Annotated in this window: 6 protein-coding genes; 3 read left to right on the forward strand and 3 right to left on the reverse strand. The window is 64.9% G+C overall.

Translation table 11 applies throughout. From position 1 onward, the window contains the following. Positions 1-3: 3 nt before the first annotated feature. From MF134_RS05330 to MF134_RS05340, 3 genes are all read right to left on the reverse strand, one after another. A complete protein-coding gene (locus tag MF134_RS05330; RefSeq protein ID WP_255338366.1) occupies positions 4-978 on the reverse strand; it encodes a chemotaxis protein CheB in 975 nt (324 codons plus the stop codon). Further along, on the reverse strand, positions 962-5,380 hold the full coding sequence (locus MF134_RS05335; protein ID WP_255338367.1) for a chemotaxis protein CheB: 4,419 nt from the start codon (positions 5,378-5,380) through the stop codon (positions 962-964). The genes MF134_RS05330 and MF134_RS05335 overlap by 17 nt, the downstream gene beginning before the upstream one ends. A 292-nt stretch (positions 5,381-5,672) precedes the next feature. Then, positions 5,673-6,161, reverse strand: coding sequence for a MarR family winged helix-turn-helix transcriptional regulator (locus MF134_RS05340; RefSeq protein ID WP_255338368.1), 489 nt, complete (start codon positions 6,159-6,161; stop codon positions 5,673-5,675). A gap of 58 nt (positions 6,162-6,219) precedes the next feature. Here MF134_RS05340 and MF134_RS05345 point away from each other — a divergent pair, with 58 nt between their 5' ends. Genes MF134_RS05345 through MF134_RS05355 form a run of 3 tightly spaced genes read left to right on the forward strand, consistent with a single transcriptional unit; the run spans position 6,220 to position 11,605 of the window. Then, on the forward strand, positions 6,220-7,419 hold the full coding sequence (locus MF134_RS05345; RefSeq protein ID WP_255338369.1) for an efflux RND transporter periplasmic adaptor subunit: 1,200 nt from the start codon (positions 6,220-6,222) through the stop codon (positions 7,417-7,419). Further along, the gene (locus MF134_RS05350) at positions 7,416-8,522 is read left to right on the forward strand and encodes an efflux RND transporter periplasmic adaptor subunit (protein ID WP_255338370.1); all 1,107 of its coding nucleotides are present in this window, start codon (positions 7,416-7,418) and stop codon (positions 8,520-8,522) included. Before MF134_RS05345 ends, MF134_RS05350 begins: the two co-directional genes overlap by 4 nt. Continuing rightward, positions 8,519-11,605 carry an efflux RND transporter permease subunit gene (locus tag MF134_RS05355; RefSeq protein ID WP_255338371.1) on the forward strand — a complete coding sequence of 1,029 codons (3,087 nt, stop codon included), beginning with the start codon at positions 8,519-8,521 and terminating at the stop codon, positions 11,603-11,605. The genes MF134_RS05350 and MF134_RS05355 overlap by 4 nt, the downstream gene beginning before the upstream one ends. The last annotated feature ends 4 nt before the right edge of the window (positions 11,606-11,609 follow it).

Here is an 11,609-nt window from a genome sequence, read left to right on the forward strand (position 1 = left end):
CGCTCAGCCCGAGCGCCGGTTCAAGATGACGCCTTCGATGAGCTCGGCGTCGGCGTCGTAGTCGGCGGCGCGGGTGAGCCACTGGTCGCGGAGCCTGGGCTCGCGCTCGCCGAGCTGGCGCAGAAGCGTTGCCTTCTCGCGATGGGCGCGCAGGCTCTCGTAGAGGCTGCGCTCCAGCATCTCGTCCTGCTTCACCCGCAGCGTCTTCTCCGTGTAGGCGTGGCCGGTATGGCAGCGAAAGCGCAGGATGGCGTTGTCGTCGATCTCCCAGAGAACGCCGTTGCAATCCGGGCAGTTGTAGGGGGTCAGCGATCCCAGCTTCTCTTCGGTCTTCATGGAGGACTTCTCCAATCCGGCAATGGACAGTTCCAGCCTGATCTTTTCGTCGGCCTCGATCGGTTCGGCGGCGGGCATGGTGGCGATCTCGGCGAGCTTGGCTCCCATATCCGCAGCCGTCTCGATCATGTCCGGCTCCCCGAGGGCGCTGATCGCGGCCCGGGGCATGTCGGGCGTCGTGGCCTCGGCCGGGCTCTGGACGCAGGTCGTGCCGCCGGTCGAGGCGATGGCTCTGAGGCCGGCCGAACCATCGTCGAGATAGCCTGACAGGATGACCCCGCTCGCCCGTGTCGAGGCAAAGACCGCCAGTGCCCGGAACAGGGGGTCGATCGACGGGCGAAAATTGTTCTCGCGGGGACCGCGGCGCAGATGGACGTGGCGCGCGCCGATCAGCATGTGCCGGTCGCGCGGCGCGACATAGACGTGGCCGGGCTCGATCGGCACGCCGTCCTCGGGCTCGATCACCTTGAGCGGCGTCGCCTTCTGCAGCAGTTCCGGCAGGTGATGCGAGCCTTCCGCGCGATGCACGACCACGAAGATCGCGGCCTCTTTCCGGTCGCCGAAGGCTTCGAGAAGCTGCATCAGGGGCTGCAGCGATCCGGCGCTGCCGCCGATCCCGATGATGTTACGCGGATTCGCCATGGGGGGCCTTTCTGGCGAGCAGCGTCGCCGCCCGGTTCAGAACTGCCGTCAGACTGGCCGGCTTGTTCAGCACCATCTTGGCCGACACCGTCGCCGGCAGGTCCAGGCTCGAACCATAGGCCGTGACGATCAGGACGGGCACGCCCCGCTCGCCCAGCTTGTCGATGAGCCCGAGCGCGGCATTTCCGGCGATGTTGTAGTCCACGACCGCCAGATCGAGCGGCTCTGCGAGAACCTCGTCCTTCACCTGCTTGAGCTGGGTGAACGGCCCGACCACCTGCGCCCCGACATCGGCGAGGGCTCCGGCATGTTGCTCTGCGACCAGCCATTCGTCGTCGATCACCAGAACCCGCTTGCCGCCCAGCACTTCGGCGGGGGAAACCGGCGCTTCCGCGCGCGGCGGTTCCCGGCGCTGGGGCGTCGCGACGAAATTGCGAAGCTGCGCGACCGGGATGGTGATGACCGCCTTGAGACCGGTTTCGCGAAAGTCCAGATCGACCGTGGCATCGAGCTGCGAGATCAGGATGCGTTCGAGAACGGTGGAGCCGAAGCCCTTTCGGGTGGGCTTTTCGACCTTCGGTCCGCCGCGCTCGATCCATTGCAGCGTCAGCCGGCGTTCGCCATTCGGCGCCTCGATCCGCCACAGGATGTCGAGCTCGCCGGATTCCACTGACAGGGACCCGTATTTCGCCGCGTTCGTGGCCAGCTCGTGGATCGCCATGGAGATCGACTGGGCCGCGGCCGGAGCGATGTCGATGTCGGGGCCGGAGAGCTGGATCGCCTCGCCGAGACGATACTGGCGCACCTCGCTTTCGAGGATCGACCGGAGATCGGCCCCGTCCCACTGCTTCTCCGCGATCAGGCTGTGGGTTCGCCCCATGGCATTGAGACGTTCGGTGAACTCGTTGACGAACTGCCGCTTGTCCGACGTGCTGCCGGCGGTGATCTTGGTGATCGACAGGATGATGCTCAACAGGTTCTTCACCCGGTGGTCGAGCTCGCGCATCATGAACAGGGTGCGTTCCTGCACCTCCTTGTCCGCGGTGATGTCCGCGCTTACCCCGAGCACCGTTTTGCCCTGCTCCTCCTCGATCCGCACCGCGCGGCCGGAGAGCCAGCGTTCGTCGCCATCGGGGGTGACAAAGCGGAATTCCTCGTGGAAGGGCGCACCGGTGCGCAGGGTCCGCTCGAGGCCCGCCTCGACGCGCTCACGGTCGTCCGGCGCGATCATTTCGAGCGCCGCCTCGAAGGTCGGCTGCGTCAGCGTGTCCTGGACGCCCAGCATGTCCCGCAGCCGTTCGTCCCAATGGATCTTGCCCTTGGCTGCCTCGTAGCGCCAGACGCCCATATTGGCCGCCCGGATGATCAGTTCGAGCATGATCTGCTCGCGGAACAGCGAGCGCTCGCGGGTGATCTGCATGACCGTTGCGGCGATGATGTTGGCCGCATTGACGATCACCGCCAGATCTTCCTCGCGGAAGGCGTTCTTTTCCCGGTCGTGCAGGCCGATCACCCCCCAGCAGCGGTCATGGATGAAGATGCCGGCGCTGATGCCCGAGACCACGTTGTGGTCGGTCAGGAGCTGCGGCAGCTCGAAGCGGCGTTCCTTCGCTCCGTCGGTCACGATCACGGCATCGCGGGTGCGGGCTGTGAAACCGGCCTGGCTCTTCACGCCCGCATCGACGCTGACCCGGCCGACCATGCCCGGCTTCCAGCCTATCCCGGCCCTCAGGTCGAAACGATCCTGTGCCTCGTCATAGACGAGAATCTTTGCATAATCGCATTCGAGTGCCATGCGCAGGGCGCTGCAGACGTCTTCCAGGAAACGCTGTTCGTCGCGCGCCCCGATGGCGGTCTTGCCGAGTTCGGCGATGATGCGTTGCTGTCGCTCGCGGCCCTCGAGCCGGCGGGTCACCGTGGCCAGGGTGGTGATGTCGGTATAGGTGACGACGACGCCGTCGATCCGGTCGTTCCCCGTGCGATAGGGCTGGGCCCGGCGAAGATAGATGTGGCCGTCGGCGGAGTTGATCTCCACCTCGTTGGCATGAAGATCCTGGAGCACCGCCCGGCAGTCTTCCGTCAGGCTCCGGTCATCCACCTTCATGGCGAGATCGCTGAGCGGCCGGCCGATATCGCTTCCGCGCAGATCGATGATCGCCTTCATCGCCGGGGTGAAGCTGGCGATCTTGAATTCGCTGTTCAGAAACAGGACCGGCAGCCGCGTGCTGGCCAGAAGGTTGCGCAGGTCGTCGGTCGCCCTCTCGACTTCGCCGATCTTTTCCTGGAGCTGATTGTTGACCGTGATGAGTTCTTCATTGAGCGATTGCAGTTCTTCGCGCGAAGTCTCCAGCTCCTCGTTGGCCGATTGCAATTCCTCGTTTGCGGCCATCGCCTCTTCGTTCGAGGCCTTCAGTTCCTCGTTCGAGGTCTCCAGTTCCTCCACGGTGGTCTGCAGTTCCTCGCGGACCGTGGCAAGCTCGTTTTCCAGGAACTCGACCTGTTCGGACGTGTCGTCCGAAACCTCCGCGGCCTTGCTCGCCTTCCGCTTTCTTCCGGAGACCTCGCGTCCCGCTTCCGCCTGAAAGGAGACGAGAAACAGTTCGGAATCAGCATGATTGATGCGGACGCATTCGACCGAGACGTTGGTCTCGATGCCGTCGTTTGCGATGCGAGCCGTCCCCTGGCCGCGGTCCTCGCCATTCCTGACCGCGCGCAGGGTCTCGCGAACCCGGGCGCGCAGCGGCGGAGGCAGAAGGTCGAAGAGATTGGTCGAGGGCTCGCCTTCAGGGGTGTCGATGAATCGTCGAATCGAGCCGTGATAATAGGCGATCCGACCGTCGGCGTGGATGGCCGCCGCCGCCGGCGAGAAGCGCGTCAGGAGCGACTGTTTGACGATGTCGCCCAGTTCGCGCTGCCGTGCGCGCGGACGGTTTTCGACCGCGAAATTCGATGCCTGGTTCCGCGAGCCCTTGTCGACTCCGACAGGAAAAGCTGCGGTCCCGCGTCCCGGCAGACGTTGATAGATGCGGGTCTTGGCCGAGACCGACTTGAACCCGGAATGACTGGCGCCAAGGGATTCGGATGTCCCCAGCAGGAGATATCCGTCCTCGACCAGACCGAAATGGAAGGCGTCGAGGACGCGGCGCTGGTAGGAATTGTCCAGATAGATAAGGAAGTTGCGGCAACTCACCAGATCGAGTTTCGAAAAGGGCGGATCGGTGAGAAGGTTGTGGCGGGCAAAGACCACCTGCTCCCTCAGGCTCTTGCTGATCCGGTAACTGCCGCCTTCCTTTTGAAAATATCGGCCGAGAATGTCGGAGGGAATGTCGGATTCGATCGATGCCGGGTAGAGGCCTTCGCGTCCCGTGAGCAGGGCATCGGCGTCCAGATCGGAGGCGAAGATCTGCCAGTCCGTATCCGTCTTCCGGGCGATCTTCTCTTCCTCGAAGAGCATCGCCAGGCTATAGGGCTCCTCTCCGCTGGAACAGGCAGGAACCCAGATCCGGATCGGCTCGTCTCCGGCCTTCTCGATCATCGGTCGCACGACCGATGTCCTGATCGTCTCCCACACGTCCCGGTCGCGAAAGAAGCACGTGACGTTGATCAGCATGTCCTCGAACAGCTGCCGGACCTCGTTCTCGTTGGTCCGCAGATAGCCCGAATAGTCGGCGATATCGTCGAAGCCGAGCAGATTCATGCGCCGCAGGATGCGGCGGCCGATCGTTCCGGTCTTGTAGGCGGAAAAGTCTTGCCCGGTTCGAGCCTTGAGGACCGATATCGGACCATTGAGGTCCTCGCGGGAGAACCCCTCCGTGCTGGATTTCGACTTGCGGGCCGTCACGGCGAGGAGTTCGCGGCAGATTTCCTCGATCGACCCTGTGAAATCCACGGCCCCGATCTCGATCGCCGCTTTCGGCATGCCGTCATAAAGCGCCGTCGAAGGGGACTGTGCGAAGGTGATGCCGCCCGCGCCCTTGATTTCCCGGATGCCGATCGCCCCGTCCTGACCGGTCCCGGACAGGACGACGCCAATGGCGCGATTGCCGACGATATGGGCGAGCGAACGCATGAAGTGATCGATCGGCATGCGCTGTCCGCGTGGTGCGGTCGGCTCCTCGGTGAACAGGCCGTGATCGATGATGCGCAGATAGCGGTCGGGCGGCAGGACGTAGATATGGCCCTTGTTGACCGACATCTCCCCGTGGGCTTCAAGCGTCGGCAGATGGGCCGAGCGCGACAGGATTTCGGTCAACTGGCTTTCGTGGTCGGGCGACAGGTGCTGCAGGACGACGAAACTCGCCTCGGTGTCTGAAGGAATGCCGGCGACGAACGCCTTCAGCGCTTCGATTCCTCCCGCGGACGCACCGATCGCGACCACGGGATGTGAGAAATCTTCCGACATCGACATGCCATTCCAAGCAGTCACGATTTTGCGAATGTTCCCCGAAGCGAACCGTCGCTGCGCACCGGACGTGGCGGTTCACCCTCGGCTGCCACAGGTCTGCCATATTTGGCCAAACCTATCAACTAAACCGATGATTGGTCAGCAAATCATGCCATCATCAGGAGGGCGGGGTCATCTGCCGGAAACGGGCACGGACCTCCTCTTTCAGGCCGGTCGATGGCACCGAAATAGCGATTGATTTCCTGCATGTTTCCGCAATTTGTGGCCGCGTCTGACTCCGGCCCGAGGATCAGCCCTTGCGACCGGGCAGGGCCGTCTCCGGCAGGGTCGTCACGTCGCTCAGAAACCGGATGACGATCGCCGCCTCCTCGTCGGACAGGCGTTCGATGATCGCTTTCAGATGGTCTCGCCATTCGCGATTGGCGTCCAGAACCGGCCGCGCCCTCGCTTCGACCAGTCTGATGGTGATGCCGCGGCGATCCGCCGGGTTGGGCTGCCGCTCGACATAGCCTTCCCGTTCGAGACGGTCGAGCAGCGCCGTCGTCGCACCGGATGAGAGCCCGACATGTTCCGCGATCATCTTGGCGCTGACGGGCGGCGGCGCGTTTTCCAGAAACCCGAGACAGCTCAGATCGGTCAGGGCCAGGCCATGGCGGGAAGCCATTTCACGGTCGATGGTCTGGGCGATATGGCCGGTCTGCTTCAAGAGACGTGCCAACTCCAGAATGCGGGGACTCGCCGGTATGCCGGTCCCTGCGCTCCGCGTCTTCGATCCCATTGACCACTCCGCCTGTTTGATATACCTTTATCATAAAGCAATTTTACGATGAAGCAAATTGGCCGAGCCCATGCCGTTTCCGGGGATGAAGCGCTTCCATAAGGCGGGATGGTCCGCGGGACTTGTCGCGGTCGGTGCGCTCGTTAGTGCCTGTACGGCACAGGAGGAGGCGCTCGAGCGCCCGCTGGAGCCGGTGGCCTACGTCACCGTCGAGCCCGAGGACTACAGCGACACTGTCACCTTGACCGGGGAGATCGTCGCCCGCCACACCGCGACCTATTCCTTCAAGACCAGCGGCCGGGTCACCGACGTCTTCGTCGACGTCGGCAGTGAAGTCGAACCGGGCACCGCGCTTGCAAGGCTCGATCCGACGCAGCAGGAGGCGAGCGTCGCGGCGGCGGAGGCGGCTCTGCAATCGGCGAATGCGCGGCTGCGCCAGGCGACGGCCACCTATGAACGCCAGGAGCAGCTTCTCGCCAAGGGTTTCACCACCCAGGGCGAATTCGACTCCGCCGAGAATGCGCTTTCGGCCGCAAGGAGCGCCGTCAGTGCGGCGGAGGCCGATCTTTCCACCGCCCGCACGAACCTCGAAGAGACAACGTTGCGGGCCGATGCCGCCGGCGTCATTACGAGCCGAAGCGTCGATCCGGGCCAGGTGGTGAGTGCCGCGCAGACCGCCTTCGGCTTCGCGCGGCAGGGCGGGCGGGACGCCGTTTTCGACATCCAGGCGCAACTCCTCATTCCGGACAAGCAGCCCGAAACCGTCGAGGTCGCACTCGTCGGCAATCCCGGCGTCACCGCTAAGGGCCGCATCCGCGAAGTCTCCCCCCTCATCGACACCGCCACCGGCACGGTGGAGGTCAAGGTCGGCCTGGAGGACACCCCGCCTGACATGACGCTTGGCTCGGCGGTCGTCGGGCGGGCGAGCGGCGTGACCCCGAAACGCGCGATCTTCGTGCCCTGGCAAGCCCTCATGGCAAAGAACGGCCGTCCGAGCGTCTGGATCGTCGGCGACGACGGGGCGGCCAGCCTCACCACGGTGGAGATCGGCGGTTACCAGACCGGCCGAATCCGCATCGCATCAGGGCTCGAGGCAGGCGATCGGGTGATCACCCGCGGCTCCCAGATCGTGCGGCCGGGCCAGGTGGTGGCGCTGCTCGATCCCTCGGACCCTGCTGCAGCGGATCCGCTGACGCAGGACTCGCCGAATGAGGGGACTTCGATGCCAGACGCTTCGAAGGATGAGGCCGCGCAATGATCGCTCGTCTTGTTGTGCCGTTAGCCGTGGTCGCGGCCGGCCTTTTGATGGCGGCCTGCTCGCAATCGGAGGATACGGAAACGGCCCCCGCGCCGCCGCGTCCGGTCCTTTCCGTCGTCGTTTCGAAGGCCGACACGCAGACGATCGGCTTCAGCGGTACTGTCGAGCCGCGTTTCGAGACGACGCTCGCCTTCAGGACCCTCGGCCGGATCGTCGCGCGCGAGGTGGATGTCGGCGACCGGGTCGAGAAGGGGCAGATGCTGGCGGCGATCGATGCCGAGAGTCTCGCCGCCGACCTGCGCTCCGCCCAGGCGCAGCTGTCCAACGCCCGCATCCAGGCGGAAACCGCCGAGGCGAGCGCCCGGCGCACCCGGCAGCTCTTCGAGGAGAACACCGCCTCCCAGTCGGAGCTCGACCGGGTGGAGCAGAACCTTGCCTCCGCCGAGGCCGAACTCGTCAATGCGCGCGCCCAGGTCGACAAGGCCGAGAATGCCTTGTCATACACGGTCCTGACGGCGCCCTTTGCCGGCGTCATCACCGACCGCGAGGCCGATGTCGGCCAGGTGGTGGCGGCCGGCGCCACAGTGATGACGCTCGCCCGGACCGATCAGCGCGAGGCGGTGGTGGACATCCCGGCCGCCGAGACGTCGCGGATGGAGAAGGGTTCGCCCTTCCGCGTCGTCCTGCAGATCGAGCCTTCCCTGACCGCCAGTGGTGCAATCCGCGAGATCGCGCCCCAGGCCGATGCCCTGACCCGCACGAACCGGGTGCGCATCCTCCTCGACGATCCGCCGGAAGCGTTCCGGATCGGCGCCCTCGTCACCGCCGTGCCGCTCGATCCCGAAGCGCAATCCTCGATCTTCCTGCCGGCCTCGGCGGTCTTTCGTGAAGACGGCGAGACGAAAGCCTGGGTGGTCGATCCTGACACGCAAACGGTCCACAAGCGGGCGGTCACGCTTTCCGACGGCGTCCCTCTCTCCGCCGAGACGGGTCAGGTCACGGTCGCAAAGGGTCTGACGCCCGGCGACCGGGTGGTGACCGCCGGCGTCAACGAACTCGAAGAGGCGCAGGCCGTCTCGATCCCTACCGATGGTGCCGCGTGACGTCCTTCAATCTTTCCGACTGGGCCCTCAGACATCGCTCGCTGATCTGGTTCTTCATGGCGATCGCCTGCGTGGCGGGGATCCTGTCCTACCTCAATCTCGGCCGCGAGGAAGACCCGGACTTCGCCATCAAGACCATGGTGGTCTCCGGTGCGATGCCGGGCGCGACGGTGCGCGAGATGACCGAACAGGTCACCGACCGCATCGAGAAGAAGCTCCAGGAACTCGATAGCCTCGATTACACCCGCTCGATCACCACGCCGGGCCAGTCGGTGATCTTCGTCAATCTGCTTCCCACCACGCCGGCCGGCCGGATCGACGAGATCTGGACCCGCGTGCGCCACATGATGACGGATATCCGCGCCGATTTTCCCAGCGAGTTCAGGGGATTTGCCTTCAACGACCAGTTCGGCGACGTGTTCGGCAACATCTATGCCTTCACCGCCGACGGCCTGAGCCACCGGCAATTGCGCGACTATGTCGAAGAAGTGCGCACGGAAGTGCTGCAATTGGAGGAGGCGGGCAAGGTCGAACTCGTCGGCGCACAGGACGAGGTGATCTATCTGGAGTTCTCGCTCCGCAAGACCGCCAGTCTCGGCATCGACCAGCAGTCGATCATCAATACGCTCCAGTCCCAGAACGCGATCGCCCCGTCCGGCGTGATCCAGTCCGGGCCGGAGCGCATCTTCGTCCGGGTCTCCGGCCAGTATACGTCCGAGGAGAGCCTTCGCGAGGTCAACCTCAGGGTCAACGACCGCTTCTTCCGCCTCAGCGACGTCGCGACCATCACCAGGGGCTATGAAGACCCGCCCCAGAGCCTGTTCCGCTACAATGGCGAACCAGCGATCGGGCTTGCCATCGGCATGCGCGAAAACGGCAACATCCTCGATTTCGGCGAGGCGCTGAACGAGAAGATGACCGAGGTCGGGAACGAGCTTCCCGTCGGCATCGACATTCACCGCGTGGCCGACCAGTCGGCGGTGGTGGAGGAATCGGTCGGCGGCTTCACCCGCGCCCTGTTCGAGGCGGTCGCCATCGTGCTGGCCGTCAGCTTCGTCAGCCTCGGCTTCCGGGCGGGCCTCGTCGTCACCCTGTCGATCCCGCTCGTGCTCGCGCTCACCTTCGTCGGCATGGAGATGTACGGGCTGACGCTCCAGCGCATCTCGCTGGGCGCGCTGATCATCGCGCTCGGTCTCCTCGTCGACGACGCCATGATCGCCATCGAGACCATGGTCTCGCGGCTGGAGGCCGGCGACAGCCGCGAGAAGGCGGCGAGCTTTGCCTGGACCTCGATCGCCTTTCCGATGCTCTCGGGCACCCTGGTGACGGTCGCCGGCTTCCTGCCGATCGGTTTCAACAACTCGAACGCCGGCGAATACACCTTCTCGCTCTTCGTGGTGATCGCGCTGTCGCTGCTCCTGTCGTGGGTCGTCGCCGTCCTGTTCACGCCGCTGATCGGGGTGAAGCTTCTGCCGCGCACCATGCATCAGCACGACGCCAAGCCGGGCTTCGTCCGTCGCGCCTTCTCGAAGATGCTGCGGGCGGTGATGCGTTTCCGCTGGCTGACGATCCTCGTCACGGTCGCGCTCTTCGCCCTGTCGCTCTACGGCATGCGCTTCGTGCAGCAGCAGTTCTTCCCGACCTCTGACCGGCCGGAACTGGTGGTCGACTTCACCCTCCGCCACAACGCCTCGATCGCCGAGACGCGAGCCCAGATGGACAAGCTCGAGGCGACGCTCGTCGGCGACGAGGATGTCGACCACTGGAGCTCCTATGTCGGCCGTTCGGCCCAGCGCTTCATCCTGGCCTATGACGTCCAGCCCGCCAATCCGTTCTTCGGCCAGGTGGTCATCGTCAACAAGAGTCTGGAAGCCCGCGACCGGGTCCGCGAGAAGCTTCAGGCTTTCGCCCGCGAGGAACTCGTCGGCACCGACGTCTATGTGAAGAACCTCGAACTCGGTCCGCCGGTCGGTCGTCCGGTGCAGTACCGCATCGGCGGACCGGACATCGAGACGGTGCGCACGAAGGCGCGGGAACTGGCCGCTCTCGTCGCCGAGGACGAGCGGCTGCGTTCGATCGTCATGGACTGGAACGAACCGGCCCGCGAGCTGAAGGTCGAGATCCTTCAGGACAAGGCGCGACAGCTCGGCGTTTCGTCGCAGCAAATCGCCTCCAACCTCAATCTCATCCTCGACGGTTCCACCATCACCCAGATCCGCGACGGCATCTATCTCATCGACGTGGTGGCGCGCGGCCGGCAGTCGGACCGCGACACGATCGAGGCGATCGAGAACCTGCAGCTCACCAGTTCCAGCGGTCAGGCGATCCCCCTCGCAACACTCGCGAGCTATCGCTACGAATATGAAGACCCGATCCTCTATTCGCGTTCGCGCGTGCCGACCATCACGGTCAAGGCGGCGATCGCCGGGTCGGCCCAGCCTGCGACCATCGTCACCGATCTTCAGCCCCAGATCGACGCGTTCCGCGAGGATCTGCCGCCGGAATACTCCGTCGAGGTCGGCGGTGCGGTGGAATCGAGCGCCGAAAGCCAGGGGCCGATCGCGGCCGTCGTGCCGGTGATGCTCGTCGCGATGCTGACTTTGATCATGGTCCAGATGCAGAGCTTCCGCTCCATGCTCGTGGTGCTCAGCGCAGCGCCGCTCGGCCTCATCGGCGTCGTCGCGGCGCTGGTGCCCTCCGGCGCCCCGCTCGGCTTCGTGGCCATCCTCGGCGTTCTGGCCCTGGTCGGCATCCTCATCCGCAACTCGATCATCCTCGTCCATCAGGTCGACGTGTTGCGCGAGGAGGGGCTGCATCCCTGGGTCGCCGTCTACAAGGCGAGCGAGATGCGCGCCCGGCCGATCCTGCTGACGGCCGCTGCCGCGTCTCTGGCGCTGATCCCGATCGCCCGCGAGGTGTTCTGGGGGCCGATGGCCTATGCCATGATGGGCGGCATCATCGCCGGAACGCTGATCACGCTCCTCTTCGTGCCGGCGCTCTACCTCGCCGTCTTCCGGATCAAGAGGCCGGATGATGTCGATGCGGAGCTGGCCGCGGCGGATGCCAAGCTGCCCAATATGTAAGGAT

Source organism: Jiella marina (genome assembly GCF_024359545.1).
Classification (GTDB): Bacteria; Pseudomonadota; Alphaproteobacteria; order Rhizobiales; family Rhizobiaceae; genus Jiella.

What these genes read in the sequence shown, in the direction of transcription:
- MF134_RS05335 (WP_255338367.1), bottom strand. Translation starts at nt 5,380, where the DNA reads ATGTCGGAAGATTTCTCACATCCCGTGGTCGCGATCGGTGCGTCCGCG.
- MF134_RS05330 (WP_255338366.1), bottom strand. Translation starts at nt 978, where the DNA reads ATGGCGAATCCGCGTAACATCATCGGGATCGGCGGCAGCGCCGGATCG.
- MF134_RS05350 (WP_255338370.1), top strand. Translation starts at nt 7,416, where the DNA reads ATGATCGCTCGTCTTGTTGTGCCGTTAGCCGTGGTCGCGGCCGGCCTT.
- MF134_RS05340 (WP_255338368.1), bottom strand. Translation starts at nt 6,161, where the DNA reads ATGGGATCGAAGACGCGGAGCGCAGGGACCGGCATACCGGCGAGTCCC.